The organism is Polaromonas sp. YR568 (assembly GCF_943369675.1).
Classification (GTDB): Bacteria; Pseudomonadota; Gammaproteobacteria; order Burkholderiales; family Burkholderiaceae_C; genus Polaromonas.
The window spans coordinates 1-25,988 of sequence record NZ_CALROB020000053.1 but is presented as its reverse complement, the minus strand read 5'-3'; the positions used below and the strand labels follow the sequence as shown (position 1 = coordinate 25,988).

Sequence of the window (25,988 nt, the reverse complement as noted above, 5' to 3'; positions counted from 1 at the left end):
CCCAATTAGATAGCCAGCACTAACTTATTCAGGCAATAATCCCCGTCTTTACTGCCTAAATTTTCAGCAGCCACTTGCGTTTTTTGCCTACTTGCGGCAAACTACCTCTCTTGAAATTTAAGGGTTAACCCGAAATCGGCGGGCTGGCTCAGGTTCCAGGAAAGGCTTCTTTTTCATGTTGCGCAATGGGTGGGGAGGTCGGCAGGCGGCCAGGATGGTTGGCTTGCTGGTCTTGGCAACCAGCCTGAGCGGGCTAATCCCCAGCATGGTGCAGGCCAAGGGCCCGGTTTCCCCGGCCCCGGCTGGCACGATTGCAACGGCGCAATTGCCCCCGCAAGGGCGCGACATGATGACGCTGATTTACCAGGGTGGGCCGTTCAGAGAAGAAAAAGACGGCGTGGTGTTTGGGAACCGGGAACGACTTCTTCCGGCCAACCAGCGCGGTTACTACCGCGAATACACCGTCAGAACACCCAACGTACGCAGCCGGGGAGCACGGCGCATTGTTTGTGGCGGGTTAAAACCCGCCGCCCCGGATGCCTGTTATTACACCGACGACCACTATGCGAGTTTTCGCAGAATCGTTCAGTAAATGAGCTGTGGTTGTTATTTTGAGTTTTTGACTTCAGAGAAAGAGTAGCGGAGATGGATACACCACTTCGTCGGGACAACGAGACGACGCCGGCGCGCAAGGACGGCGAAACGCCTTTGCGCGGCGTGCGGCCCAATATCGTTCAATCCATACGTGCCTTCCGCGTGCAGGACCTGCAGGACGCCGCGACGCAATTGAACCAACACTTCCTGTATGCCAACCTGGGCAATGCCCAGAGCAAGCAGGACGTGCTGGACATGATTGCGGCGCAGTACACCTTCCCTGCGCATTTCGGCAAGAATTTCGACGCGCTGTACGACTGCATGACGGACCTGGTCCACAAGTCGGGCCCGCAGCCCGGCTTCATCGTCGTGCTCGAGCAGATTCCGGCGAATGCCAAATTCGACAAGGAAGCGCGCGAGCAGCTGCTCGACATCTTCCGGGATGCATCGGACTACTGGGCGGATCGCAAGATACCGTTCAGATGCTTCTATTCTTTTCTGTAGCCCGCTCCCCAGACATCGGCCAAGGGGATCGGGCGAATGAGGCCCAGCAAGCAGTCGCAGAAGGTGAAGAAGTCATGCCTACCGACAAACTGGTAGACGTGTCGCCTCTGGCGCTGCGCATGAGCAGCCCGTTTAACGCGGGTTACTGGCTCGCAGCTGCTTAAAGCACAACGACACCATGGGCGCCGCAGGGCGCCCGCAAAAAAGCCCGTCAGAGACGGGCTTTTTTTATGCCGGGACGCTGCCCATTCGGCCTTACAGCGCCTGCACCAGCGCCACGTACTCGGCCACCGGCACTTCCTCGGCACGGCGCTGCACGTCAAAAGTTCCGGCAAAGCCCCGCGCGGTAAGCCATTGCCCCAGCGTGTGGCGCAGCAGCTTGCGGCGCTGGCTGAAGGCCACCTGCACGAGTTCGCTCAGCAGCTTGACGTCCAGCGCCGCCGGCGCGGCATGCGGCACCATGCGCACCACGGCGCTGTCCACGCGCGGAGGCGGGTCAAAGCTGTGCGGCGGCACGAACAACACGTTTTCCATGGCGTAGCGCCACTGCAGCATCACGCTGAGCCGTCCGTAGTCGCTGGTGGCCGGCGCGGCCACCATGCGGTCTATCACTTCCTTTTGCAGCATGAAGTGCTGGTCTTCAATCACGTCGACCGCGCCCAGCAGGTGAAACAGGATGGGCGTGGAGATGTTGTAGGGCAGGTTGCCGACGACCCGGAGTTTTTGCCCCGGCGCGCAGGCGGTGCGCGCCAGTTCGTGGATGTCCACTTTGAGGATGTCGGACTCGACCACGCTGAGCTGGGGATGCTCGCGCAACTGCCGGGCCAGGTCGCGGTCCAGTTCGATCACGGTGAGATTGCCCAGGCGCTCGACCAGGGGCTGCGTCAGGGCCGCCAGGCCCGGGCCGATCTCCACCACAGCCTGGCCGGGCCGCGGCGCGATCGCCTGGACGATGCCTTCGATGATGCCCTGGTCAGTCAGGAAATGCTGGCCGAAGCGTTTGCGCGGGATGTGTTTCATGTGTAGCGGCCTCTCGTCCTAAACCAGCCGGGGTCGCAGTCGTCGTGACGACTGCGGAGGGCATTTTTCTTTACAAGCAGGGGCCGCGGAACCGGCTTTGCCGGGCCGCAGGCGCAGCGGCCCCCTCGGGGGGCAGGGAGCTACGCGAAGCGAGCGACCGTGGGGGCCACACTATTGCGGTGGATCGCGGTACTCCACGTACGCACGGCCGCGCACGTCCTGGGCCCACAGCGCATAGGCCTCGTTCTGCTTCTTCTCGCGCAGCACGTTGCGCGCGATCTCACGCTGGTCGCGCTGCGAGAGCTGGGTTTCGCGGCGCTCCAGCACCTGCAGAAGGTGCACGCCGAAGCGGGTCACCAGCGGGTCGGATATCTGGTTGGGCGCCAGGGCGTTCATGACCTTCTCGAACTCGGGCACAAAAATACCGGGGCTGGCCCAACCCAGGTCGCCGCCTTCCTTGGCAGAGCCGTCCTCGCTGTTGTCGCGGGCGAGGGCGGCAAAGTCCGCTTGCCCTGCCAGGATGCGTTTCTTGAACTCCGCCAGTTTTTCCGTCGCGGCGGCTTCCGTCTGCTTGGGGTTCAACCGCAGCAGGATGTGCCGGGCGTGGGTCTGGGTGACGACGGCGCCGGGCATGCCGCCCTGCTGCTTCTCGATCACCTTGAGAATGTGGAAACCGGCGCCGCTTCGCACCAGGTTGGCGAATCCGCCGGCCGGCAGGTTCTTCGTTGCGTCAAGAAAGAGAGGCGGATAACGGTCGGCAGGGCGCAAGCCCATCTGGCCGCCCGTGGCGCGCGTGGCGGAGCCGGAGAACTCGGCGGCCAGCGCGGTGAAGTCGCCGCCGGCGCGGGCCCGGTCCAGCACCTGCTGGGCTTTGGCCTGCAGCGCCGCGACCTGGTCCGGCGTGGCGTTCTCGGGCACCGCCACCAGGATCTCGCCCAGGTTGAGAACCACGGAGGAGGGCTCGGCGGCGCCGCCTTCCTGGTCGCGCAGGAACTGGTCGATGTCCTGCTCGGTGATGCTGATGCGCGACTCCAGCTCGCGCTGGCGCAGGCGGCTGACCAGAAGCTCATCGCGTACCTCGGAGCGGAACTGGGCATAGTCGATGCCGTCGGCCTTCAGGCGGGCGCGCAACTGGTCCGTCGTGATCTGGTTCTGGGTGGCCACGGTCTGGATTGCCGCCTCAATAGCGTTTTCATCCACCCGGACACCCGAGGTGCGCGCCATCTGCAGTTGCGCCTTGTCGCTGATCATGCGTTCAAGGATTTGCCCTACCAGCTCGCCGCGCGGCGGCAAGGCCGCGCCCTGCTGGAGCATTTGCTGCTCGGTGCGGATCAGCTTGAGGCGCACTTCGCTGTTGGTGATGGGTTCGGAATTCACCACCGCGACGATGAAGTCGGCCTGGCGCTGCCCCCCGGCCTGGGCCGGCGTCCGTGCCACGGCGGCCGGATCTGACAAGCGCAAGGGACTGGAAGGCCTGAGTCCCTGGGCTTGCGCTTGCGCCGCCGTCAGGAAAATCGAGAGCGCAAACACCGCCCCGGCCGCGCACGGCAGGCCTGGAAAGAATTCTGGAACAAAGCGGTTTTTAGTCATAAGTGGTAAAGCGGCTTGGAGCATCGATTTTCTCACGCAGGTTCTGGTAGCGCGGAACATTTGACTTGAGGGTTTCCAGGGGGTTGGCGCCTATGCGCGAAAAGCCCACCAGTTCCAGCTGGAACATGATCCGGGTGTCGGACGTGCCCGTGCCGATCTGCGAGCGCTGCAGCACCACCCGGCCTATCCAGCAGCAGCCGTCGTATTCGACGCCGACGATGGAGTCGACCAGGCGTTTGTCGAGCACGCTGTAGTTCAGCCGGCCGACCGCGTAATAGCGCCCCGGGCCCTGGCCTTGCCCGGCGCCCAGGTCCTTGCCCTTGTCGCCCCACAGGTCATTGATGGGCCATTGCCAGCCTATGTCAATTTGTTCGCTGACACCGCGCTGGCGCCGGAACGCGGCGCTGATGACGCGGTAGTTGCCGGGGTTGTAACGCACGCCGATGGAGGCGCGCTCGGACTGTTTTGTCTTGGGGTTGTACTGCACCGTGGTGTCGAATGACCACTGCGGCACCCAGTTGACGGAGGCGCCGACCAGCAAGTCGCTGATGCGGTCGGTCACCGGCAGCGCGCCGGGCAGCGTGACCCTCTGGTCCTCAAAGCGCAGGCGTTGCGCGATACCGACGCGCACGGCTTCGGCGCCGGTGGCCGGATCCAGCAGGCGGGAGGTCACACCCAGCGTCAGCAGGTTCGCGTCGGAGATCCGGTCGTTGCCGACAAAGGCGTTCTCGGTGAACACCGTCGCGAAGTTGAAGTCATTGGCGCCGGAATCGTAATTAGGCAGCTGGCTCTGGTCGCGGTAAGGCGTGCGAACGTAAAAAGCCCGCGGCTCCAGCGTCTGGGTGAAGGCGCGGCCCAGGAAACTGGTATTGCGTTCAAACTGCAGGCCGCTGTCCAGGCTGAAGGTGGGAACGACGCGCGACGCCGTTTTGGCCCCGTTCGGCAGCATGGAGTCAAACTGATAGCTCGTAGCATGCAGCTGCACCTTGGGCGTGATGAAACCGGCGGCCGACAACCAGGGCCGGGCGAGCTGCAAGCGTGTAAAGGCGCGATCGCTGTTGGGCTGCCCTGTCAGGCGGCTGTCCGCGGAAAAGCGGGTGTAGTCGCCCTCGATGGACCAGTCAAAGCCGTTGCCCAGGCGCCCCAGGGGGGCGTCCACCCGGCTGTAGGTGGCGGTGAACTGCGGCAGGCGGTCATAGGGCGGAACGATGGGCGAGGTCACGTCCTGCAGCGTCTGCCATTTCAAGGCGCGCATGGTCGTGGAAAGATTGCCCGTACCCCAGGAGAGATTGACGTCCTGGGACAACAGGCGCTGGGTGGTGGAGCCCGCGGGGGCCGCGAAGTCACGCCAGTAATCGTTGTCACTGACGCGGTTCATGTTGAGGTTGACGTTCACGTCGCGCACGAAAGGCAGGTCGGTATTGATGGTACCGATGTGCTGGTAGCTATAGGACCACCGGTCACGATCACGCAGCTTGTCACCCGGCAGGTAGTTGCCGCGCAGCGCGCCACTGGAGGTCGGCTCCAGGTAGCGAAACTCGCCGGCCAGGTCCAGGCCGCGCTTGCTCAGGAGTGCCGGTGAAAACGTGGCGTCCCGGTTCGGTGCGATGTTGAAATAATAGGGCTGGCGAAATTCAAAGCCGTCCGTCGATCCCATGCTCACGGTCGGCGGCAGCAAGCCCGATTTGCGCTTGTCGCTCAGCGGAAAGCTGACTTTGGGAAATGCCAGGATGGGCACATCCTTGAAGCGCACCACCGCGCCGTTGGCCACACCCACTTCGTTGTCCAGGTCGAACTCGAAACTCCTGGCCCGCAGCACCCAGGCGGGCTCCCAACTCGCCTCGTCGTCGCGCTCGCAGGTGGTGTAGCTGGCGCGCTGGGCCGTCAGGTGCTTTTCATCGAGAAAGTCCACCCGTTCGGCCCGGCCGTTGCCGCCGTTGCTGAGGAACCGGTAATCGGGCGTGGTGAAGAAGCCCTCGAAGCGGTCCAGCTTGAGTTCCAGCTCGGGGCCTTCGAAGCGGTTGCCGGCCCGGTTGACGCGGACGTTGCCGCGGCTTTTCATCTGGTCGTCGGGTTGGTAGTACTCGATGCGGTCGGCGCGGATGGAGGTCGCGCCACGGCGCAGTTCCGCGTTCCCGTCGATCACCGTCTCCAGGTCGGGGCGGCCCGTCACCCGGTCGCCAAAGATGAATGTGGGGCCCCGGTCCTGCGGGTTGTTGGAGATTTCCTCGGCCAGCTTGGGCGCGGGCCTGAGCTTTAACACGCCTTCGGTCTGCGCCATCTCCGCCGGCGTGGCGGCGGAAGCTCCCCGCGCGGGCTCAGGCGCCGCGGGCACGGCCTGGGCGTGCGCCGTCCCTGCGGCAGCCATCCCCAGGGTGGCGCAAAACACGACCAGCCTGGAGACAGCAAGAGCTACCGGGGAGAGAATAAAAGGCGAGGGGGATGCGCGGCGCATCGTTTATGTGAGATAAACCCGTTTGTAAAATCAGGCCCGATTATCCATGACCCTCCACCCCATCCCCGGAATAAAGACGCTGAGCCCGCCGAAGGCTGCGCAAGCATGACCGCGCCGTCCATCGCCTGGGCAGATCCGGCACGCGCCGCCGCCTTCGACGGCTGGCTGTCCGCCGTGGCCGGCCAGCACCATCTGCAGGCCGGCACGCTGAGGCCGGCGTCCGCCGATGCCAGCTTTCGCCGCTACTTCCGGGTGGATGGCGCCGCTGCGAAGGGCAGCTTCATCATCATGGACGCGCCGCCCGCGCAGGAAGATTGCAGGCCTTTCGTCAAAATCGCCGGCCTGATCGCGGACGCGGGGCTGAACGCGCCCCGCGTGCTGGCATGGGATGAGCCCCTGGGCTTCATGCTGCTGAGCGACCTGGGCGCCAGGACCATGATGGAGGTGATCGCCCCGCCCGCCAGGGTTGACGCCGTTGCCAGCCCCACACAGGCGCACTACGACTTGTATGTCGATGCGATCGAGGCCCTTGTGGGCTGGCAACTCGCCTCGCAGCCCGGCGTGCTGCCGCCCTACGATGATGCCCTGCTGTCGCGCGAGCTGTCGCTGTTTCCCGAGTGGTATGTCGGCAAGCACCGCGGCCTGGCGCTGGACACCGGCCTGCAGGACAAGCTGGACGGCCTGTTCGCGCAGATCAAGGCCAGCAACCTGAACTCGCTGGACGGCGCGCGCGTGTTCGTGCACCGCGACTTCATGCCGCGCAATCTAATAGCCCCCACGCTTGTCGCTTCGCGTGCCTACGGCGGTACGCTGCCCCTTGCACCTGGAATTGGGGCTAATTTTCCCAGGGGCGGCCCGTCGGAAAATTCCATGGCCTCTGAGCGCGGCGCGACAGGCCTTGGCGTGCTGGATTTCCAGGACGCCGTCTACGGCCCCATCACCTACGACATCGCCAGCCTGATGCGCGATGCCTTCCTCACCTGGGAAGAGGATTTTGTGCTGGACATCACCGTTCGCTACTGGCAAAGGGCCCGCAAGGCGGGGCTGCCGGTCGGCGACGATTTCGGCGAGTTCTACCGCGCCGTGGAATGGATGGGCCTGCAGCGCCACCTGAAGATTCTGGGCATTTTCGCGCGCCTCACGCTGCGCGACGGCAAGCCCAAGTACCTGGCCGACACGCCGCGCTTCATCAAATACGCCCGCAACACCGCCGCGCGCTACCGGCAGTTGGGGCCGCTGATGGTGCTGCTCGACGAGATCGAAGGCAATGAAACCCGTGTGGGCTACACGTTTTGAGGCCAGGCCGGCCCGCGCCCCGTATACCCGCTCCACCCAAGGCGACGCCTTTCCCTCCATGATGCCCCTGCCCCACACCCTCCCAAAAGCCAAGGCCACGCCGTGACAGCCCGTTTCTACGCGGACATGGCACTGGCGACGGGCTCGACCGTCCAGCTGCCACCGGCCACCGCCCGCCATGTGCAGGTCCTGCGGCTGCAGCCCGGGGATGCCCTCTCGCTGTTCAACGGCCAGGGCGACGGCCTGCCCGGCAGCGAAGGAGAGTTCGAAGCCACCGTCGCGCGCATGGGCCGCAGCGACGTCGAAGTGATCGTAGGCGCCTACATCCCCACGGCGCGCGAGGCAGGCCGCGCCATCCATCTGGCCGTTGCCATGCCGGCCAACGAGCGCATGGACTGGCTGGTTGAAAAAGCCGCCGAACTGGGCGCCGCCAGCATCCAGCCCCTGATAAGCGAGCGCAGCGTGCTGCGCATCAAGGGCGAACGGGCCGACAAAAAAATCGCGCACTGGCGCGGTGTGGCCGTCGCCGCCTGTGAGCAATGCGGCCGCAGCCGCGTGCCGCTGATCCACGACGTCGCCACGCTGGCCGACTGGCTCAAGGGCGCCGCGGCCGCAAACGGAACCCGCCTGCTGCTGTCACTGCAAGAAGGCAGCCGCCCGCTGGCCCAGGCGGTGGCGGGCAGCGGCGCCCTGACGTTTTTAAGCGGCCCCGAGGGCGGCCTCAGCCCCGCCGAAGCGGCCGCGGCCATCGCCTGCGGCTTTGGCCCCGTCACGCTGGGCCCGCGCGTGCTGCGGGCTGAAACCGCGCCGCTGGCCTGCCTGTCCCTGCTGACGCTGGGCGCGGCCGGATGAACCCCAACCTCTGGCTGCTGGCCGTGTGCCAGGGCCTGTTTCTCACCAACAACGTCACCTTCATCGCCATCAACGGCCTGGTCGGCCTGAACCTCGCGCCGCTGGGCTGGATGGCGACTTTGCCGGTCATGGGTTATGTGGTGGGCGGCGCGTTGTCGACGTCTGTGGTGGCGCGCACGCAGACACGCTTCGGCCGTAAAACCTCATTCCAGCTGGGCCTGCTGGTGGCCGTGGCCTCGGCCCTGCTGTGCTGCTATGCGGCCTACGGTAAAAATTTCTGGCTGCTGGTGGCCGCGACCGTGGTGGCCGGCTACTACAACGCCAATGCGCAGCTCTACCGCTTTGCCGCGGCCGAGTTGGCCCTGCCGGCCTTCCGTGAAAAAGCCATTTCGCTGGTGATGGCCGGCGGCCTGCTGGGCGCCGTCGCCGGGCCCAACCTCGCGTCCTACACACGCGGGCTGACCGACGTGCCTTTTGCCGGCGCTTACCTCGCGCTGGCCGGCGTTGCCTTGCTGTCCATGGCGCTGCTGGCCTTCATCCGGTTTCCGCCGCCGCCCGAAGCGCATGCGGCCCGGGGAGGTCGTCCGCTTTCCGAGATCATGCGGCAACCCGTCTTTATCGTGGCCGCGGCGGCCGGCGCCCTGGGTTTTGGCGTGATGAACCTCCTGATGGCCGCCACGCCGATCGCCATGCAGGTCTGCGGCCTGCCGTTTTCCAGCGTCGCGCTGGTGCTGGAGTGGCACGTGATCGGCATGTTCGCGCCCGGTTTTTTCACCGGCCACCTGATACGCCGCTTCGGCACCCTGCCCATCATGGCGGTGGGCCTGGCGCTGAACGTGCTGTGCGTGCTGATCGCGCTCACGGGCGTGGACCTGAAGCAGTTCCTGGCGGCGCTCTTTCTGTTGGGCCTGGGCTGGAATTTCCTCTTCACCGGCGCCACCACACTGGCGCTGACGGCCTACCGCCCCGAAGAAAAAGACAAGGCGCAGGGCGCGCTCAACTTCTGCATCTTTGCCGTGCTGGCGGTTTCATCGCTGGCCTCGGGCGTGCTGGTGACCACGCAGGGCTGGGCATTGCTGAACCTGGGTTCGCTGTTGCCGCTGGGGCTGACGGGGGCGGCGCTGGCCTGGCTGGCGTTGGGACAGCGCAAAAGCGGCGCCGCCGCCGGCGTTTAGAAGCGCGCGTCCAGCCAGGATTTGAGTGTGTCGAACACAGGCGCCGAATCGGTCTCGTTGAAGATCTCGTGGTAGAGGCCCTCAAAGCAACGCGCGGTCACGGTGCCGGGCGTGACGGCCTGTGACCCGATGGCGTTGTCCGCGAAAGCGCGGCTGCCCGCCGGGTTGACCAGGCGGTCCGCACCCGCATACATCAGCAGCGTGGGCGTGCGCCAGTGCGTGGCGGCGGCCACCGTCGCCGGGCCGGCCGTGGCGATGAACTTGCCCAGCCGGGGCGAAATCCTGCTGTGCACCTGCCGGTCGGCCTGGTATTTTTTCACCACCTCGGGATCGTGCGAGAGATACCGCACGTCCAGGCCGTTGCCCAGGCACAGGTCGGGAAGCAGCTTGGGCATAAAGGCCAGCAGCAGCTTTTGCAAGGGGTTGAGCCCCGCATCCAGCGCCGGCGAGGACAGCACCAGGCCCTCCACCGGGCGTATGCCCAGCGCGACAAAACGGCTTGCGACCAGGCCGCCCAGGCTGTGGCCCAGGAGGATCAGCGGCAGGTGAACGGCGGAGGGCGGTGGCGGCGGGTCGTCGTAGGCATCGTCGCCCTGTAGCAGGCGCATGCAACGCAGCCGCGTATCGTCGACCACTTCGGCCAGGTCGTCCAGCAGGGCGCTTTCATTCGGCAGCACACCGCGCGCGCCGCCCGACTCACCATGGCCGCGCTGGTCGTAGGCGCGCACCGCGAAACCCCATTCGAGCAGCCGGTGCGCGACATGCTCATAGCGGCTGGCGTGCTCCCCCAGGCCGTGCACCAGCAGCACGACGGCGCGCGGCGGCAGCACGCGGTGGCCTGTTTCACTGGCCCAGGCATCCAGCGGCCATTCGTACAAGGCCAGGTTCTCGCCGTCGCGGGCGGTGAAAGGCGCTAGGACGGTCGAGTGCATGCGGCGGCGCAAGCCTGGCCTGGAAGGTCCGCGCCGGGCAAGCCGCGGCGCAAGAAAGAAGAGCGCACCCGATTCAGCCGGGAACGCGGGCCATCACGTGCGCGACCGCGGCGGTCAGCTTCTTGGCATAGGGCACGTTCAGGAATTCGTTGGGGCCGTGGGCATTGCTCTTGGGGCCCAGCACGCCGCAGACCATCATCTGCGCCTTGGGGAAACCCTTGCTCAGCATGCTCATCAGCGGAATGGTGCCGCCCTGGCCTATGGTGCCGCAAGGCGCGCCGAAAAAGCTTTGCGAGGCGTCGTTGAGCGCGTTCTCAAACCAGGGCACGGTGCTGGGCGCGTTCCAGCCGGTCGCGCCGCCGTTGCTTTCAAACGTGACCTTGGCCTGGTAGGGCGCGTTGTCTTCGAGCAGCGTCTTGAGTTCCTGCACCGCGGCGCTCGCGTCGATCAGCGGCGGGAAACGCAGCGACAGCTTGAAGGCGGTGTAGGGGCGCAGCACGTTGCCCGCATCCTTGAGCGCCGGAAAGCCTTCGGCGCCCGTCACGCTCAGCGTGGGGCGCCAGGTGCGGTTGAGCAAGGCCTCGACCGGGTCGGTGGTGGTCGGCAGCGCGAAGGTGCTGGAGCCTTCGCAGTCGTAGTGCGCCCACGGAAAACGCTTGTAGATTTCCTCGCCCAGGATCTTGGCGGTGGCCTGCGCCTGGACCAGCCGGTCGGCCGGGATTTCGCAGTGAAAACTCTGCGGCAGCAGGCGGCCGGTCTTGCTGTCTTCAAGGCGGTCCAGCACCTGGCGCATGATGCGAAAGCTCGAGGGCACAAGGCCGCTGGCGTCGCCGGAGTGCACGCCTTCGGTGAGGATTTCGACCTTGAGCACGCCCGCCGCGTTGCCGCGCAGGCTGGTCGTCAGCCACAGCTGGTCGTAATTGCCCGCGCCGGAATCCAGGCACACCACCAGCGCGACGTCACCCATGCGCTCGCGCAGGGCATTGACGTAAGGCAGCAGGTCGTAGGAGCCGCTTTCCTCGCAGGTTTCGATCAGGCCGACGATGCGCGGATGCGGCACGTTTTGCGCTTTGAGCGCCTGCACCGCGGCGATGCTGGCATAGACCGCATAACCGTCGTCGGCGGCGCCGCGGCCGTAGAGCTTGCCGTCCTCGTATTTGGCGGCCCAGGGGCTCAGGTCGTTGCGCCAGCCGGTGAACTCGGGCTGCTTGTCGAGGTGGCCGTACATCAGCACGGTTTGCGTTGAGTCGGCGCGCGTCGCGGGGATTTCAAAAAACAGCACCGGCGTGCGGCCTTCCAGGCGCACGATTTCCAGCGTGAGGCCTTCGACCTTCTGCGCCTCGACCCAGGCCGCCGCATTGCGCATGACGGTGTCGATGTAGCCGTGCTGCGCCCAGTCGCTGTCGAAGGTGGGGGACTTGGCGGGGATGGAGATGTAGTCGGTGATCTGTTTGACGATGTCGCCGTCCCACTGGGCAGTGACCTGGGACAGGGCCTGGGCGGCGTTGAGGATGCTGGCGGGGATTTCGCGGTGCAGTGGGGCGTTCATGGAAAGACTCCGGGGGAGAGAAAAAAGACGGCTTTTTAGGGCAGCGTTTTGCTGCGGCAACTGCTACTGTACGCTTCCGACACACACCGCGCCACCGAGCACCGCAAGACCCGCAATTCGGGTTTTCGGCCTACAGCGCCCGCGGCGGGCAAGGGCAAAGATATCCCCTCTTCTTTCCCCTCTATTTAGACGAGAGAACAGACAAGTACAAAGTACGCCACGGAGCCGCCATGACACCAGCAAGCCGCGCACAGCCCGCTTCTTCCACCGCCACGCCCCATTCCCGCATACGCGCGGGCGTGGGCGGCTGGACCTTCGAGCCCTGGCGGAGCAACTTTTTCCCGCCGGGCCTGCCGCACAGCCGGGAACTCGAATACGCCAGCCGCCGGCTCAGCGCCATCGAGGTCAACGGCACTTATTACGGCACGCTCAAGCCGGCCAGCTTCAAAAAGTGGCATGACGAGACACCCGACAACTTCGTGTTTTCCCTGAAGGCCTCGCGCTACGCGACCAACCGCCGCGTGCTGGCCGAGGCGGGTGAGTCCATCCAGCGTTTCACGGAAAGCGGCATCAGCGAACTGGGCGGCAAGCTGGGCCCCATCGTCTGGCAGTTCATGCCCGGCAAGGTGTTTGAGCCCGGGGATTTCGAGACCTTCCTGGCGCTGCTGCCCAGGCAGGTGGACGGCCGGACGCTGCGCCACGTGGTCGACGTGCGGCACGAAAGTTTTATGTCGCCCGACTACCTGGCGCTGGCGCGCCGTTACAAGGTCGCCACCGTGTTTACCGACGCTGACAAATTCCCGTCTTTTGCCGACCTCACGGGCGACTTTGCCTATGCCCGGCTGATGATGAGCGAGGCTGGGCTGGAAACCGGTTATGAGGAAGGCGCGCTGGATGCCTGGGCGGCGCGTGCACGTCAGTGGGCCGCAGGCGATGCGCCGGCCGACCTGCCGATGCTGGAGGACGTGCCCGCACAAGGCAAGCCGCGCGACGTGTTTGTGTATTTCATCAATGGCGCCAAGGAAAGGGCGCCGGCCGCGGCCATGGCGTTTTTAAACCGCCTCGGATTCACGCCTTCCGCCTAACCGTAGACCGCCATGGCTTCGCCGAGCCGGATTTCGCGGCCGGGCGCCCACTCGGGGTTGAACTGCAGCGGCCCTTTGGGAAACAGCATCACTACCGTGGAGCCCAGCAGGAAGCGGCCCATTTCTTCGCCCTGCTTGAGGCGGATCGCCGAGGTCGGCTCGTCGGGATAGTCCCATTGCCGCACCACCTTGCCGCGCGGCGGATTCACCACGCCGTGCCACACCGTGGCCATGCTGCCGACGATGGTGGCACCGACCAGCACCAGCACAAAAGGCCCGCGCGCCGATTCAAACACGCAGACCACGCGCTCATTGCGCGCGAACAGCCCGGGCACGCCGCGCGCGGTGACCGGGTTGACGGAAAACAGCTCACCTGGCACATAAATCATGCGCACCAGCCGCCCGCCTGCCGGCATGTGGATGCGGTGGTAGTCCTTGGGGCTCAGGTAGAGCGTCGCGAAATGCCCGTCCTGGTAGTCGGCCGCCAGCGCCGCGTCGCCGCCCACCAGCGCGGTGGTGGAATAACTGTGGCCCTTGGCCTGGAAGATCTGGTCTTTCTCGATGGCGCCGAACTGGCTGATCGCGCCGTCCACCGGCGACACCAGCTCGGCCGCGGCGAGCGGCCGCGCGCCGGGCTTGAGCGCGCGCGTGAAGAAGTCGTTGAAGGTGAGGTAGCTGGCGATGTCCGAATTGAGCGCCTCGTCCATGTTGACCTGGTACTTGGCGACAAAGCGGCGGATGATTTCCGTGGTGACCCAGCCGCGCTCGCGCGAAGCCACGAAACCGGCAAAGGCAGTCAGCGCCTGCTTGGGGAACAGGTATTGGGGGAGGACGGCGGATCGGTCGGACACTAGGCGGCTTCTAAGGAGGAAGGAAGGGCCATTCTATCGACGCCCAAACCGCCTTCCCCGTCGGATATTGGCGCCTTACTGTGCGGGATAACCCGCCTCTGCGAGCGCCTTCGCCACGATTTGCCGGTCCTGCGAGGATTCCACCACGACTTTTTTGGACGCCAGGTCCACGTTGACCTGCGCGGCCGGGTCCAGCGCCTTGATGGTTTGGGTGATGACGCCGGCGCAGTGGCCGCAGCTCATGGCGGGGATGTTGAAGTCCATCGAAAGATTCCTAGTGTCGTTAAAGAACAGGAGTCTGAACCTTCCCATGGGGGCAGGGTCAAGCGCGGCCCGCCAAGCCCTGCCCCGATCCAGGGCTATTGCGCCATAGCGCTTGACCCTCCCATGGTGGTAAGGTTCAGACTATCCCCATGAACATCACATCTACCTTAGAAACACCGCCCACCGCGGCCACGCTGACCGAGTGGCAGTTCCCTATCGAGGGCATGAGCTGCGCGTCCTGCGTGGCGCGCGTGGAGCGCTCGCTGGCCGATGTCCCCGGCGTGCAGGACGTCAGCGTCAACTTCGCGACCGAGCAGGCCAGCCTCAAGGCGCGCGGGGACGTCGGCATAGATGCGCTGAAGACGGCCGTCACCAAAGCGGGTTACGCCATCGCTACGCAAACCCTGCAACTCCAGATCGGCGGTATGACCTGCGCCTCCTGCGTGTCGCGGGTCGAAAAAGCGCTCAAGCAGGTGCCCGGGGTGCTGTCGGCCAGCGTCAACCTGGCGACCGAAACCGCCGAGGTCAGCACAGCCGGCGGGGGTGCGTTGCTGCCCGCGCTGATGGCGGCGGTGGCCAGGGCCGGCTACCAGGCGTGCGAAATCCCCGCCTCCGGCGCTCCCGTGGACAAACCCGCCGCCGCGTGGTGGCCCATCGCACTGGCGGCTGTTTTGTCCGCGCCACTCGCACTGCCGATGGTGGGCGCGCTGTTCGGCAAGGAATGGATGCTGGACGGCTGGCTGCAGTGGCTGCTCGCCACGCCGGTGCAGTTCTGGCTGGGCGCGCGTTTTTACCGCGCGGGCTGGAGCGCCCTGCGCGCCCGCACCGGCAACATGGACCTGCTGGTCGCCCTGGGCACGTCGGCGGCCTACGGCCTGAGCGTCTACCAGCTGCTGCGCCACGGCGGCCACGGCATGGCCCACCTGTATTTCGAAGCCTCGGCCGTCGTCATCACGCTGGTGCTGCTGGGCAAATGGATGGAAGCCCGCGCCAAGCGCCAGACGACGGCCGCCATCCGCGCGTTGCAGGCACTGCGGCCCGACACGGCGCGCCGCCGCCAGGGCGGCAAAGACGAAGACGTCGCCCTGCAAGACATTCAGCTCGGCGACCTAGTGGTGGTGCGCCCCGGCGAACGCATCGCGGTGGACGGTGAGATCGTGGAAGGCGCCACGCAGGTGGACGAATCGCTGATCACCGGCGAAAGCCTGCCGGTCGCCAAACACGCGGGCGAGCATGTGACGGGCGGTGCGGTCAATGCCGAAGGCCTGGTCGTGGTGCGCACCACGGCCATAGGTGCGGAAACCACGCTGGCGCGCATCGTGCGCATGGTGGAGTCGGCGCAGGCCAAAAAAGCGCCCATACAGCGGCTGGTCGACCAGGTCAGCGCCGTGTTCGTGCCGGTGGTCATCGCCATTGCCCTGGTGACGCTGCTGGGCTGGGGCCTGGCCACGCAGGACTGGGAGGCCGCCATCCTGAATGCGGTTGCCGTGCTGGTGATTGCCTGCCCCTGCGCGCTGGGCCTGGCCACGCCCACCGCCATCATGGTGGGGACCGGCGCCGCCGCCCGCCAGGGCATCCTGATCAAGGACGCCGAGGCGCTGGAGGTGGCGCACGGCGTCAAGGTCGTGGCCTTCGACAAGACCGGCACGCTGACGGAAGGCAAGCCTGAACTGGTGGCGCTGGAGCCCAACGCCATCGCAGCGGATGAACTGCTGGCCTGGGCCGCCGCCATCCAGTCAGGCAGTGAACACCCGCTGGCCCGCGCCGTGACGCGGCGCGCGATGGAACAACAGATTGAAATCCCGGCAGCTACACAGCTGCGCGCCGTCGCGGGGCGCGGCATGGCCGCAATAGTCGCCGGCCGCGAACTCCGGCTCGGCAGCCCGCGCTTCATGCAGGAGCTGGGGCTGGACCTCCATACTTTCGCGGCGCTGAGCGCGCGCGCCAAAGCGCTTGAAGCCCAGGGCCGCACGGTGTCCTGGCTGGCCGAAGCCGGTGACACACCCCGCTTGCTGGGATTGATGGCCTTCGGGGACACGCTCAAAACCAGCGCAGGGCCTGCTATTGCCCGCCTGCACGCGCTGGGCATACAGACCGCCCTGGTGACCGGCGACAACCGCGGCAGCGCCGAAACCGTGGCGCGGCAACTGGGCATGGACATCGTGCACAGCCAGGTGCTGCCGCAAGACAAGGCCGCCATCATCGGGCAGCTGAAAATCGGCGTGCAAACGCAGGGCGGGCGCGTGGCCATGGTGGGCGACGGCATCAACGATGCGCCGGCGCTGGCGGCCGCCGACGTGGGCATCGCGATGTCCACCGGCACCGACGTGGCCATGCATGCGGCCGGTATCACGCTGATGCGCGGCGATCCTTCCCTGGTGGCCGACGCCATTGATATTTCACGCCGCACTTACGCCAAGATTCGCCAGAACCTGTTCTGGGCTTTTGTTTACAACTTGGTCGGCATCCCGCTGGCTGCGCTGGGCTTTTTGAGCCCCGTGATCGCCGGCGCCGCCATGGCGCTGAGCAGCGCCAGCGTGGTGATGAATGCCCTGCTGCTGCGCCGCTGGAAAGGAAGCACCCATGAATGAAGCCACTGACACCCTTGACGCGGTCGACGCCGGCCCGCTCAACATCGGCCAGGCCGCCGCGCGCTCCGGCGTGTCGGCCAAGATGATTCGCCACTACGAATCGCTGGGCCTGCTGTCCACGGTGCACCGCACCGACGCGGGCTACCGCCAGTACGGCGGGAAAGAGGTGCACACGCTGCGCTTCATACGCCGCGCCCGTGCGCTGGGTTTCAGCATGGCCGAGATCACCGAGCTGCTCAAGCTGTGGCAGAACAAGCGCCGTGCCAGCGCGGACGTCAAGCGCATTGCGCTGGCCCACGTGGCCGACCTGGAGCGCCGCATCGCCGAGATGGAAGCCATGAAGCAGACCCTGGGCCACCTGGCGCATTGCTGCCAGGGCAACAGCCGGCCGGACTGTCCGATCCTGAGCGAGCTGGCGGCCTGAGCCGCGTTGAATGGAATGTCCGGATCCGGCTAGCGTGAGCGAGCCGCCGGATTTATCCTGAGGGTGTTGGTGGATGTTCCATCGCCCCACGGACTGCTACATGCCTCTTGTTACCGATGCACCCACCCTGTTTCCAGATGCCGTTGGCGGCGGGGAGGATGAGTGGGCCCACACCACAGCCACGCTGAGCCACCACGGCAGCGCCGTGCTCCCGCACTTGCTGGACGCACGGGAATGCGAAGCCGTCGCCGGCCTGTATGCGGACACGCACCGCTTCCGCAGCCGCGTGGTAATGCAGCGCCACGGCTTCGGCCAGGGCGAATACCAGTATTTCAGCTACCCGCTGCCGGACATTGTTGCGAATCTGCGCGCCACGCTCTACCCGCGCCTGGTCGGCGTAGCGAATGCCTGGAACGAAGCCATGGGCATAGACGTCCGCTATCCCACTGCCCACGCCGATTTCCTCGCGCGCTGCCACGCGGCCGGCCAGCAACGGCCCACGCCACTGCTCTTGCAATACGGGCCCGGCGACTACAACTGCTTGCACCAGGATCTGTACGGCGAACATGTGTTCCCCATCCAGGTCGCGGTGCTGCTGTCGCGCCCGGGCGAAGACTTTACCGGCGGCGAATTTGTACTGACCGAGCAACGCCCGCGCATGCAGTCACGACCCGAGGTGGTGCCGCTCACGCAGGGCGATGCCGTGGTGTTCGCCGTGCACCACCGCCCTGTGCAGGGCAGCCGGGGTTTTCACCGGGTCAACATGCGGCACGGCGTGAGCACCGTGCGCAGCGGACACCGCCATACGCTGGGGATTATTTTTCATGACGCGCAGTGACTTGGCCGCTCGCACCGCAAAGGAGATGGTTTGACCCTGGGGCTTTTCGACGACGCACCGGCGCCTTATGCGGCGCCCAAGGTGATTGCGCCCGGCGCCGCGCTGCTGCGCGGTTTTGCGCTCGGCGTGGACGAGGCCCTGCTGCAGGCCGTGGAAGCAGTCACCGCAGCCGCGCCGCTGCGCCACCTGGTCACGCCGGGCGGTTACACCATGTCGGTGGCCATGAGCAACTGCGGCGCGCTGGGCTGGGTGTCCGACCGCAGCGGCTACCGCTATGACGCGAAAGACCCGCTGTCGGGCAAGCCCTGGCCGGCTATGCCCGCCTGCTTTGCTGAACTGGCATTGCGCGCGGCGGCGGAAGCGGGCTTTGACAATTTCCGTCCCGACGCCTGCCTGATCAACCGCTATGAACCCGGCGCCCGCCTCTCGCTGCACCAGGACAAGGACGAAGGCACGATGGACGCGCCCATCGTGTCGGTATCGCTGGGCTTGCCGGCGGTGTTCCTGTTCGGTGGCCTGAACCGTGGCGACAAGCCTGCGCGCTACCGCCTGCAGCATGGCGACGTGGCCGTGTGGGGCGGCCCGTCGCGGCTGGCCCATCACGGCGTGGCGCCGCTGGCCCAAGGTGAGCACGCACGGCTGGGCGGCCGGCGTATCAACCTGACGTTTCGCCGCGCGCGCTGACCCCGCCGAACGCGCTCAGGCGCGTTCGCGAAATTTTTTCAGCCAGCCCAGCCCGTCCGGCGTGGCGCCGGCCTGGGCGCCGCGCAGCGGCTTGTACTCACAGCCGACCCAGCCGTCATAACCCAGCTCGTCGAGCAGCGCCAGCAGGTAGGGGTAGTTGACCTCGCCGACGTCGGGCTCGTTGCGTCCCGGCGCGCCGGCGATCTGCAAATGGCCGACCTGGCCCGTGGGCAGGTATTTGCGCAGCTTCATGGCCAGGTCGCCTTCCACCACCTGGCAGTGGTAGAGGTCCATCTGCACCTTGACGTTGGCCGCGCCCACTTCGCGGATGATTTCATGCGCGTGGTCCTGCCGGTTCAAAAAGAAGCGCGGGATGTCGCGCGTGTTGATGGGTTCTATCAGCAGGTCCACACCCACCTTGGCCGCCAGCACGGCCGCCTCGCGCAGGTTGTTGACATAGGTGGCTTGCACCGCTTCGCGCTCCACGCCGGCGGGCACTATGCCCGCCATGACGTGGATGCGCGGGCAGCCGAGGGCCTGCGCATATTCAAGCGCGATGGCGATGCCGGCGCGGAACTCGGCCTCATGGCCCGGCAGGCAGGCCGTGCCTTTTTGCGCGGAGCTCCAGGCTTTTTCGATGCTCGCCACATCCACGCCGCCCGGCGGCGCGTTGAACAGCACCAGTTGCTGGCCGTGCTGTTGCAGGATGGCCTTGAGCTCCTGCGGCGCCCAGGCGTAGGGCGAGAGGATTTCCACCGCCGTGAAACCGTCGCGCGCGGCGGCGGCAAAGCGTTCGGCCATGGGAAGCTCGGTGTACAGCCAGCTGAGGTTGGCGGCGAATTGGGGCATGGGTTTCAGGTGGTGGGCGTATCGGGGCCGGGCGCGGTTTTGCATTCCCAGAATATGCGCGCGGTGCAGCGCCGGCAGATTTCCGGATCCAGCTTGTTGAAGATGGTGGAGATGGCGGTGAACTTGTCGGGGAACTGGTGCTCGGGGCCGAGCACGCTCGTGAAACCCGTCTTGCGCCACATGCGGATCACCTCGGGCCGCGGCCGGTGGAAGTACAGGTCACCACCCATCGCGCGTCGCGCGGCGAGCTCAACCTCCCACAGTTCGGCGCCGGCCAGGTCGATGAAGTTCATGCTCTTGCCCATGACCAGCAGGTGTTTTTGCGGTTGCGGCTGGGTGCGCAGCGCATGCAGGATGTCGGCCACGTGCTGGGTTGCGCCGAAGTAAACCTCGCCTTCCATGCGCAAGAGCTTGAGCTGCGGGCATTCCGGCAGCACCTGGCGCGGCGGGTCCTCGGGCCCTTCCGGTGCCGGCGTTTTGGTCGCCTCCAGCCCCGCATCGGGCGAGTTGTCGATCACCACAAACTGGCGGTCCAGCCCGCGGCTGTCAAAGCCCATGGTGCGCATGGCAGGCTTTGACGTGCGGTAGAGGAAAGACATCAGCGACAAAATCATGCCCAGCAGGATCGCGATTTCCAGCCGAATGGTGACGGTAGCCACCATGGTGGCCAGCGCGACGGCGAAGTCGCTGCGGCTCAGGGCGAACAGCTGGCGCCAGCGCGCGCCGTCCAGCAGCGCAAAGGCCACCAGCACCAGCAGGGCCGCCAGCGCCGCCATGGGAATCTGCGCCAGCAACTGCGCGCTCATGGCCACCAGCGCCAGCAACAGCAGCGCGGAAAACACCGAGGCCAGCGGCGTGCGCGCGCCGGCTTCCAGGTTGGGCATGGAGCGGTTCATGGAGCCGCAGGACACATAGCTCGAGAAAAACCCGCCGATGATGTTGGACAGGCCCTGGCCGCGGAACTCGCGGTTGGCGTCTATGCGCTGGCCGGAGCGCAGCGCCACCGTCTTGGCAATCGAAATCGCCTGGCCCAGCGCGACGATGGTCAGCGCGAAAGCCAGGCCTACGAGGTCTACCGCCTGCGCCCAGCTGATGCGCGGCACTTCAAAACGCGGCCAGGGCACGGGAATCTGCCCCACGGTGCGCAACGAGGCCGACGGCGTGGCATCGGGATGCAGGAAACGGCTCCACACCCAGGCCAGCGCGGTGGCCACCACGAGGCCGATCAGCATGTAAGGCCAGTTGCGGCGCACACGGCGCAGCAGCAGCGCCACACCCAGCGTGATGGCCGCGACGCCCAGCGCCAGCGGCTGGGCGGCGCCCAGGTGCGTGAGCACATGCCCCAGCACGGACGCCGCGCTGTGCTCGGGCGCAGCCGCCAGGCCCAGCAGGTCGGGCAACGCGTGCACGGCGATCAGCAGCGCAGCGCCCGACGTAAAACCGAAGAGCACGGCCGGCGAAATGAAGTTGGCCAGCACGCCCAGGCGCAAAGCGCCTATCAGCCACTGCATGACGCCGACCATCACGGTGACGGCCAACGCGAGCTGGATATACAGCGGGCTGAAGGCGATGGCCAGCGGGGAGAGCATGGCGAACAGGGCCAGCGAGTTGGCGTTGGTCGGGCCCGACATGACATGCCGGCTGGAGCCGAACAGCGCGGCAATGATGCAGGGAATGACGGCGGTGTACAGCCCGTAGGCCGGCGGCAGGCCGGCCAGCGTCGCGAAGGCAATGCCTTGCGGCAGCACCAGCACCGCGCCCAGCAGGCCGGCCATGGCGTCGGCCCGCACAGTGGCGGGCGATACGTCGCGCACCCAGTCGCCAAAGAGGCGTTCCAGGAGCGGAATCATTGATCGGGGTGCGCGGGAGGCGGAGGGTTCCATCACGAGGGCTTGAGCATACCGCGCCGGAGCACCCCGCAGCGATCAGGCCAAGCCTGACAAGCGCAGCAGCAAGCCGGCCAGGGCCGACCCTGCGATCACCGGGATCACGCCACGCTTGTAGCGCAGCAGCGCCACGGCAGCCCCCGCCGTGATGGCCAGCGCAAAAAAGTCCAGCCTGGCCCACCAGGGGCCGCTACCGGCCTGGATGGCGATGTGCGCTAGGAAAAACAGCGCCAGGCTGGCGATCACGCCGACCACCGCCGCAGTGATGGCCGTGAGCGGCGCGGTGAAGTGCACCTTGCCGTGCGTGGATTCGACAAGCGGCCCGCCGGCCAGGATGAACAGGAAGGAAGGCAGGAAGGTGAACCAGGTCACCACCGTGGCCGCCAGCGCCGCGCCCAGGAACAGCATGTCGGGGCCCAGAACCTGTTTGGCCCAGCCGCCCATAAAGCCGACAAAAGCCACCACCATGATCAGCGGGCCGGGTGTGGTTTCGCCCAGCGCCAGGCCGTCGATCATTTGCGGGCCCGTCAGCCAGTGGAACTGCTCCACCGCGCCCTGGTAAACGTAAGGCAGCACCGCGTAAGCGCCGCCGAAGGTGAGCAGCGCGGCCTTGGTGAAGAACCAGCCCATTTGCGTCAGCGTGGCGTTCCAGCCCTGCGCGGCCAGCAGCACACCCATGGGGAGCAGCCACAGCACCGCGCCCGCCCCCAACACGGCCGCCAGGCGCGAAGGCTTGAAGCGCGCGTGTTCCGGCGTAGGCGTGTCGTCGTCGATCAGCGCCGGCCCGTACCCCTTTTGCGCGGCGCCATGCCCGGCGCCGCCGGCAAACTGCGCCGGCGCGAAGCGCGCCCCCAGCCAGCCCAGCACCGCCGCGCCCAGCACGATGAGCGGAAACGGCAGCTTCAGCACATAGATCGCGACAAAACTGCCCAGCGCAATCGCCCACAGGATGGGCGCCTGCGATGGCTTCCTGAGCGAACGCGAGCCTATGCGGTGCACCGCCTGCAGCACGATGGCCGCCACCGCGGGCTTGATGCCGTAGAACAGGCCCGCCACCAGCGGCACGTCGCCGAAAGCCACGTAAATCCAGCTCAGCCCGATCAGGATGAACAGCGAAGGCAGCACAAACAGCGCGCCGGCCACCACACCGCCCCAGGTGCGGTGCATCAGCCAGCCGATGTAGGTGGCCAGCTGCTGCGCTTCGGGGCCGGGCAGCAGCATGCAGTAGTTGAGCGCGTGCAGGAAGCGGCGCTCACTGATCCAGCGTTTTTGCTCGACGAGTTCGCGGTGCATGATGGCGATCTGCCCGGCCGGCCCGCCGAAGCTGGTGAAGCCGAGCTTGAGCCAGAATTTGAGCGCATCGGCAAAGGGCACGGCCGCCGGCGCCTGCTCGCCGGTGGCGCCCCCGCCAGGCCGCTTGGCGATGGTGGACGGCCGTAACGCGCGCCATTGGGCAATGTCTTGCGGCGTATCCACGCCATCTTCGCCGCCCTCTATGCCGCCGGCCAGGGCGCAGGCATTCCAGCCCGCGGCCCGCAGCGTGGCCACGGCATCGGCGCTGACGTTATGCCCATACACGCAGTAAACAACGACCTCGCGCGGCGGCTGTGATGCGGCAAAGGCGGCCACGTCTTCGGGCGCGCAGCGCAGGGCGCCCGCGAGCAAGTGAGGACTCTCACGAAATTTCACCTCGCGTCGCACGTCGAGCAGCAAGGGCGCATCCGCGCGGCCCATGCGGGCAGCGAGATCCTGGGGGGAAATAAAGGGAACAGAAAGGGTAGAGGTGTCCACGGAATACTCCAATGAGTTGCCAGCGCTTGGACGGGACACCGTCTATCTGTGAAGAGTCGGGAGGCTGAAATCCCGATGAGCGAATACTAGCACCGCAACGTGTTCCTGCGCCAGCGTTAGCCGCGCTGGAACTTGAACACCGCGCGGCTGGCGCGGGCATTCGGCCAGAAGCGGACTTCGCGGCCGTCCTGCAGGCCGAAGGCATCGAGGATCTCCAGCTGGTTCTGCAGCGCCAGCGCTTCAAAATCCTGTAGCGTGCCGACGCGGATGTTGGGCGTGTCGTACCACTGGTAGGGCAGCACCTTGGTGACAGGCATGCGGCCGCGCGCGACAGCCAGACGGTTCGGCCAGTGGCCGAAGTTGGGGAACACGACGACGCCGGCGCGGCCCACGCGCGCGGTTTCGCGCAGCATCGTTTCGGCGTTGCGCAGGTGTTGCAAGGTGTCTATCTGCAGCACCACGTCGAACGAGCCGTCGCCGAACAGCGCCAGGCCTTCCTCGAGGTTGAGCTGGATCACGTTGACGCCGCGCGCCACGCAGGCCTGCACGTTGGCGTCGTTGATCTCGACGCCGTAGCCCGAGCATCCGCGCTCGCGGATCAGGTAGTCCAGCATTTCGCCGGTGCCGCAGCCCAGGTCCAGCACGCGCGAGCCGTGCGGCACCAGCCGGGCGATGGACAGCATGTCGGCTGAGGGCTGCACATTGAGGTCGACGGTCGGGTTCATGCGGCCACCTTGCTCTGGAAGTAGGAACGTACCACGCCGAGATATCGCTCGTCCTCCAGCAAGAACGCGTCATGGCCGTGCGGCGCGTCGATTTCGGCGTAGCTCACGTCGCGCTGGTTATCGAGAAGCGCCTTGACGATCTCGCGGCTTCGCGCCGGGGAAAAGCGCCAGTCGGTGGTGAAGCTCACAAGCAGGAATTTGGCCTTCACATGGGCCAGCGCCTGCGTAAGGCTGCCGCCGTAGGCGCGGGCCGGGTCGAAGTAGTCGAGCGCGCGCGTGATCAACAGATAGGTGTTGGCGTCGAAGTATTCGCTGAATTTGTCGCCCTGGTAGCGCAGGTAGCTTTCGATTTCAAACTCGATGTCCTGCGTGGTGTATTTGTAGGGCGCGTCGGCGTTCACGGTTTCCGCGACCGCCTGGCGCAGCTGGCGGCCGAATTTTTCGTTCATCACGTCGTCGCTCAAATACGTGATGTGGCCGATCATGCGGGCGATGCGCAGGCCGCGTTTGGGCAGCACGCCGTGGCGGTAGAAATGCCCGCCGTGGAAGTCGGGGTCGGTCACGATGGCGCGGCGGGCCACCTCGTTGAAGGCGATGTTTTCGGCCGTGAGATTGGGCGCGCTGGCCACCACCACGGCGTGGCGCACGCGATCGGGGTATTGCAGCGTCCAGGCCAGGGCCTGCATGCCGCCCAGGCTACCGCCCATGACCGCGGCCAGGGTCTGTATGCCCAGGCGATCCAGCAGGCGCGCCTGGGCGCTGACCCAGTCCTGCACCGTGACGACGGGAAAGTCGGCGCCGTAGAGTTCCTGCGTGTCGGGGTTGGGCTGCATGGGGCCGGTGGAGCCGAAGCAGGAGCCCAGGTTGTTGACGCCAATCACGAAGAAGCGGTCGGTGTCGACCGGCTTGCCGGGGCCAATCATGGTGTCCCACCAGCCTTCGGATTTGTCTATGGGCCGGCCCTGCGCATCGAGGTAGACGCCGGCCACGTGGTGCGAGGCGTTGAGCGCGTGGCAGATCAGCACGGCGTTGGATTTGTCGGCGTTGAGCTCGCCGTAGGTCTCATAGCTCAGGTCGTAGGCGCGTATCGAGGCGCCGCTCTGCAGCGGCAAGGCCTCGACAAAATGCATGCTGAGCGGCGTGGCAATAAGCGTCAAAAAATCACCTGCAGAAAACAAAAAACCCGGCATCGCTAAAGCGAGTCCGGGTTTTTGGATGTCGTCTTTAGCTGTACTTTTTAAGCGCCCGCAAGCTGAGCAAATCGGCGCTGAACAAAGTATACCCCCACGCTCCCCCACTTCGTGGGGGTCGCTGCCCCCCGAGGGGGCCGCTGCGCCTGCGGCCTGGCAAAGCCAGTTCCGCGGCCCCTGCTGGTACTGCGATAACTCCGCTCACGCCTTGATCAACAGCGCCATCAGGCCAAGTGAGGCAAAGATCAGCGCCGAGATGATGTGCACGACGCGCAGCGGCACCAGGCGCGTGACGCGCTCGCCCAGCCAGACCACGGGCGCGTTGGCCAGCATCATGCCCAAGGTGGTGCCTGCCACCACGCTGACGATAGCGTCGTAGCGCGCGGCCAACATCACGGTGGCGATCTGCGTCTTGTCGCCCATTTCGGCCAGGAAGAACACCAGCACGGTAGTGAAGAACACGCCGTAGCGCGGCGGTTTTTCCTCCTCGTCCGCGTCCAGCTTGTCAGGCACCAGCATCCAGGCGGCCATGGCCAGAAACGAGGCGCCCAGAATCCAGCGCAGCATTTGCGGGCCGACCAGCGTGGTGACCCAGGCGCCTGCTGCGCCGGCCAAGGCGTGGTTGGCCAGGGTCGCGACCAGGATGCCGGCGACGATGGGCCAGGGCTTTTTGAAGCGGGCCGCGAGGACAAGGGCGAGGAGTTGCGTCTTGTCGCCCATTTCGGCGAGGGCGACGATGCCCGTGGAGACGAGGAAAGCTTCCATTCAAAAAGACTCCGGCCGGATGAAACCCATGACTGCACGGCATCCCCGGCCTGAAGCGGAGGCTGTGCAGTCAAAGGT

23 protein-coding genes and 1 pseudogene are annotated in these 25,988 nt (G+C 66.2%); 10 read left to right on the top strand and 14 right to left on the bottom strand.

Going from position 1 to position 25,988, the window contains the following annotated elements; translation table 11 throughout:
- Positions 1 to 265: 265 nt before the first annotated feature.
- Positions 266 to 592 (top strand): ribonuclease domain-containing protein, encoded by a 327-nt coding sequence (locus ACLV8F_RS21555; RefSeq protein ID WP_411886255.1) that lies wholly within the window; start codon positions 266 to 268, stop codon positions 590 to 592.
- A gap of 53 nt (positions 593 to 645) precedes the next feature.
- Positions 646 to 1,098 carry a barstar family protein gene (locus ACLV8F_RS21550; RefSeq protein ID WP_411886245.1) on the top strand — a complete coding sequence of 151 codons (453 nt, stop codon included), beginning with the start codon at positions 646 to 648 and terminating at the stop codon, positions 1,096 to 1,098.
- A 255-nt stretch (positions 1,099 to 1,353) separates the two neighbouring features.
- Here ACLV8F_RS21550 and rsmA read toward each other — a convergent pair whose 3' ends face one another.
- The 3 genes from rsmA to ACLV8F_RS21535 all read right to left on the bottom strand — a co-directional run bounded on the left by rsmA (position 1,354) and on the right by ACLV8F_RS21535 (position 6,163).
- Entirely contained in the window at positions 1,354 to 2,118 is a 765-nt protein-coding gene (gene rsmA, locus ACLV8F_RS21545; protein ID WP_411886244.1) for a 16S rRNA (adenine(1518)-N(6)/adenine(1519)-N(6))-dimethyltransferase RsmA, read from the bottom strand.
- 171 nt (positions 2,119 to 2,289) lie between these two features.
- Positions 2,290 to 3,708 (bottom strand): peptidylprolyl isomerase, encoded by a 1,419-nt coding sequence (locus ACLV8F_RS21540; protein ID WP_411886243.1) that lies wholly within the window; start codon positions 3,706 to 3,708, stop codon positions 2,290 to 2,292.
- On the bottom strand, positions 3,701 to 6,163 hold the full coding sequence (locus tag ACLV8F_RS21535; protein ID WP_411886242.1) for an LPS-assembly protein LptD: 2,463 nt from the start codon (positions 6,161 to 6,163) through the stop codon (positions 3,701 to 3,703). The genes ACLV8F_RS21540 and ACLV8F_RS21535 overlap by 8 nt, the downstream gene beginning before the upstream one ends.
- Before the next feature lie 105 nt (positions 6,164 to 6,268).
- Here ACLV8F_RS21535 and ACLV8F_RS21530 point away from each other — a divergent pair, with 105 nt between their 5' ends.
- The 3 genes from ACLV8F_RS21530 (at position 6,269) to ACLV8F_RS21520 (ending at position 9,486) form a co-directional block, all read left to right on the top strand.
- Complete coding sequence (locus tag ACLV8F_RS21530) at positions 6,269 to 7,459, top strand: aminoglycoside phosphotransferase family protein (protein ID WP_411886241.1); 1,191 nt, start codon at positions 6,269 to 6,271, stop codon at positions 7,457 to 7,459.
- Between the two features lie 102 nt (positions 7,460 to 7,561).
- A complete protein-coding gene (locus ACLV8F_RS21525) occupies positions 7,562 to 8,311 on the top strand; it encodes a 16S rRNA (uracil(1498)-N(3))-methyltransferase (protein WP_411886240.1) in 750 nt (249 codons plus the stop codon).
- Positions 8,308 to 9,486, top strand: coding sequence for an MFS transporter (locus tag ACLV8F_RS21520; protein WP_411886239.1), 1,179 nt, complete (start codon positions 8,308 to 8,310; stop codon positions 9,484 to 9,486). The genes ACLV8F_RS21525 and ACLV8F_RS21520 overlap by 4 nt, the downstream gene beginning before the upstream one ends.
- Here the strand turns inward: ACLV8F_RS21520 and ACLV8F_RS21515 are convergent.
- Together ACLV8F_RS21515 and ACLV8F_RS21510 are read right to left on the bottom strand one after the other, a co-directional pair.
- Positions 9,483 to 10,418 (bottom strand): lysophospholipase, encoded by a 936-nt coding sequence (locus tag ACLV8F_RS21515; protein ID WP_411886238.1) that lies wholly within the window; start codon positions 10,416 to 10,418, stop codon positions 9,483 to 9,485. The two genes, ACLV8F_RS21520 and ACLV8F_RS21515, sit on opposite strands and share 4 nt — an antisense overlap.
- A 73-nt stretch (positions 10,419 to 10,491) precedes the next feature.
- A complete protein-coding gene (locus tag ACLV8F_RS21510; RefSeq protein ID WP_411886237.1) occupies positions 10,492 to 11,967 on the bottom strand; it encodes a M20 family metallopeptidase in 1,476 nt (491 codons plus the stop codon).
- A gap of 230 nt (positions 11,968 to 12,197) precedes the next feature.
- On the opposite strand from ACLV8F_RS21510, the gene ACLV8F_RS21505 reads away from it, so the two are divergent.
- The gene (locus tag ACLV8F_RS21505; RefSeq protein ID WP_411886236.1) at positions 12,198 to 13,052 is read left to right on the top strand and encodes a DUF72 domain-containing protein; all 855 of its coding nucleotides are present in this window, start codon (positions 12,198 to 12,200) and stop codon (positions 13,050 to 13,052) included.
- On the opposite strand, the gene asd is transcribed toward ACLV8F_RS21505, so the two are convergent.
- Together asd and ACLV8F_RS21495 are read right to left on the bottom strand one after the other, a co-directional pair.
- On the bottom strand, positions 13,049 to 13,903 hold the full coding sequence (gene asd / locus ACLV8F_RS21500; protein WP_411886235.1) for an archaetidylserine decarboxylase: 855 nt from the start codon (positions 13,901 to 13,903) through the stop codon (positions 13,049 to 13,051). The two genes, ACLV8F_RS21505 and asd, sit on opposite strands and share 4 nt — an antisense overlap.
- A gap of 75 nt (positions 13,904 to 13,978) precedes the next feature.
- Complete coding sequence (locus ACLV8F_RS21495; protein WP_411886234.1) at positions 13,979 to 14,167, bottom strand: heavy-metal-associated domain-containing protein; 189 nt, start codon at positions 14,165 to 14,167, stop codon at positions 13,979 to 13,981.
- Positions 14,168 to 14,316: 149 nt separating this feature from the next.
- Between ACLV8F_RS21495 and ACLV8F_RS21490 the strand changes: the two genes are divergently transcribed.
- The 4 genes from ACLV8F_RS21490 to alkB all read left to right on the top strand — a co-directional run bounded on the left by ACLV8F_RS21490 (position 14,317) and on the right by alkB (position 18,704).
- Complete coding sequence (locus tag ACLV8F_RS21490; RefSeq protein WP_411886233.1) at positions 14,317 to 16,758, top strand: heavy metal translocating P-type ATPase; 2,442 nt, start codon at positions 14,317 to 14,319, stop codon at positions 16,756 to 16,758.
- A complete protein-coding gene (cueR, locus tag ACLV8F_RS21485) occupies positions 16,751 to 17,182 on the top strand; it encodes a Cu(I)-responsive transcriptional regulator (protein WP_411886232.1) in 432 nt (143 codons plus the stop codon). The genes ACLV8F_RS21490 and cueR overlap by 8 nt, the downstream gene beginning before the upstream one ends.
- Positions 17,183 to 17,282: 100 nt before the next feature.
- Positions 17,283 to 18,020, top strand: coding sequence for a 2OG-Fe(II) oxygenase (locus tag ACLV8F_RS21480; protein WP_411886231.1), 738 nt, complete (start codon positions 17,283 to 17,285; stop codon positions 18,018 to 18,020).
- Positions 18,021 to 18,050: 30 nt separating this feature from the next.
- Positions 18,051 to 18,704, top strand: a complete 654-nt coding sequence (gene alkB, locus ACLV8F_RS21475) for a DNA oxidative demethylase AlkB (protein ID WP_411886230.1) — start codon at positions 18,051 to 18,053, stop codon at positions 18,702 to 18,704.
- Positions 18,705 to 18,719: 15 nt separating this feature from the next.
- On the opposite strand, the gene otnI is transcribed toward alkB, so the two are convergent.
- The 7 genes and pseudogenes from otnI to ACLV8F_RS21440 form a co-directional block, all read right to left on the bottom strand.
- Positions 18,720 to 19,553 (bottom strand): 2-oxo-tetronate isomerase, encoded by an 834-nt coding sequence (otnI, locus tag ACLV8F_RS21470; RefSeq protein WP_411886229.1) that lies wholly within the window; start codon positions 19,551 to 19,553, stop codon positions 18,720 to 18,722.
- 5 nt (positions 19,554 to 19,558) lie between these two features.
- Positions 19,559 to 21,403 (bottom strand): SulP family inorganic anion transporter, encoded by a 1,845-nt coding sequence (locus ACLV8F_RS21465; RefSeq protein WP_411886228.1) that lies wholly within the window; start codon positions 21,401 to 21,403, stop codon positions 19,559 to 19,561.
- Positions 21,404 to 21,478: 75 nt separating this feature from the next.
- A complete protein-coding gene (gene chrA / locus ACLV8F_RS21460) occupies positions 21,479 to 22,864 on the bottom strand; it encodes a chromate efflux transporter (RefSeq protein ID WP_411886254.1) in 1,386 nt (461 codons plus the stop codon).
- Between the two features lie 75 nt (positions 22,865 to 22,939).
- Positions 22,940 to 23,230: pseudogene (locus tag ACLV8F_RS21455) on the bottom strand (rhodanese-like domain-containing protein); the annotation flags it as partial.
- Between the two features lie 116 nt (positions 23,231 to 23,346).
- Complete coding sequence (gene metW, locus ACLV8F_RS21450) at positions 23,347 to 23,955, bottom strand: methionine biosynthesis protein MetW (RefSeq protein ID WP_411886227.1); 609 nt, start codon at positions 23,953 to 23,955, stop codon at positions 23,347 to 23,349.
- Entirely contained in the window at positions 23,952 to 25,112 is a 1,161-nt protein-coding gene (gene metX, locus ACLV8F_RS21445) for a homoserine O-succinyltransferase MetX (protein ID WP_411886226.1), read from the bottom strand. The genes metW and metX overlap by 4 nt, the downstream gene beginning before the upstream one ends.
- Before the next feature lie 234 nt (positions 25,113 to 25,346).
- Positions 25,347 to 25,910: a TMEM165/GDT1 family protein gene (locus ACLV8F_RS21440; RefSeq protein ID WP_411886225.1), complete on the bottom strand. Its 564-nt coding sequence runs from the start codon at positions 25,908 to 25,910 to the stop codon at positions 25,347 to 25,349.
- Positions 25,911 to 25,988 lie beyond the last annotated feature (78 nt).

Excerpts from the sequence above, each read along its gene's own strand:
- ACLV8F_RS21555 (WP_411886255.1), top strand. The coding sequence starts at position 266 with ATGGTGCAGGCCAAGGGCCCGGTTTCCCCGGCCCCGGCTGGCACGATT.
- ACLV8F_RS21550 (WP_411886245.1), top strand. The coding sequence starts at position 646 with ATGGATACACCACTTCGTCGGGACAACGAGACGACGCCGGCGCGCAAG.
- rsmA (WP_411886244.1), bottom strand. The coding sequence starts at position 2,118 with ATGAAACACATCCCGCGCAAACGCTTCGGCCAGCATTTCCTGACTGAC.
- ACLV8F_RS21540 (WP_411886243.1), bottom strand. The coding sequence starts at position 3,708 with ATGACTAAAAACCGCTTTGTTCCAGAATTCTTTCCAGGCCTGCCGTGC.
- ACLV8F_RS21535 (WP_411886242.1), bottom strand. The coding sequence starts at position 6,163 with ATGCGCCGCGCATCCCCCTCGCCTTTTATTCTCTCCCCGGTAGCTCTT.
- ACLV8F_RS21530 (WP_411886241.1), top strand. The coding sequence starts at position 6,269 with ATGACCGCGCCGTCCATCGCCTGGGCAGATCCGGCACGCGCCGCCGCC.
- ACLV8F_RS21520 (WP_411886239.1), top strand. The coding sequence starts at position 8,308 with ATGAACCCCAACCTCTGGCTGCTGGCCGTGTGCCAGGGCCTGTTTCTC.
- ACLV8F_RS21515 (WP_411886238.1), bottom strand. The coding sequence starts at position 10,418 with ATGCACTCGACCGTCCTAGCGCCTTTCACCGCCCGCGACGGCGAGAAC.
- ACLV8F_RS21510 (WP_411886237.1), bottom strand. The coding sequence starts at position 11,967 with ATGAACGCCCCACTGCACCGCGAAATCCCCGCCAGCATCCTCAACGCC.
- ACLV8F_RS21505 (WP_411886236.1), top strand. The coding sequence starts at position 12,198 with ATGACACCAGCAAGCCGCGCACAGCCCGCTTCTTCCACCGCCACGCCC.
- ACLV8F_RS21495 (WP_411886234.1), bottom strand. The coding sequence starts at position 14,167 with ATGGACTTCAACATCCCCGCCATGAGCTGCGGCCACTGCGCCGGCGTC.
- ACLV8F_RS21490 (WP_411886233.1), top strand. The coding sequence starts at position 14,317 with ATGAACATCACATCTACCTTAGAAACACCGCCCACCGCGGCCACGCTG.
- cueR (WP_411886232.1), top strand. The coding sequence starts at position 16,751 with ATGAATGAAGCCACTGACACCCTTGACGCGGTCGACGCCGGCCCGCTC.
- ACLV8F_RS21480 (WP_411886231.1), top strand. The coding sequence starts at position 17,283 with ATGCCTCTTGTTACCGATGCACCCACCCTGTTTCCAGATGCCGTTGGC.
- otnI (WP_411886229.1), bottom strand. The coding sequence starts at position 19,553 with ATGCCCCAATTCGCCGCCAACCTCAGCTGGCTGTACACCGAGCTTCCC.
- ACLV8F_RS21465 (WP_411886228.1), bottom strand. The coding sequence starts at position 21,403 with ATGATTCCGCTCCTGGAACGCCTCTTTGGCGACTGGGTGCGCGACGTA.
- metW (WP_411886227.1), bottom strand. The coding sequence starts at position 23,955 with ATGAACCCGACCGTCGACCTCAATGTGCAGCCCTCAGCCGACATGCTG.
- ACLV8F_RS21440 (WP_411886225.1), bottom strand. The coding sequence starts at position 25,910 with ATGGAAGCTTTCCTCGTCTCCACGGGCATCGTCGCCCTCGCCGAAATG.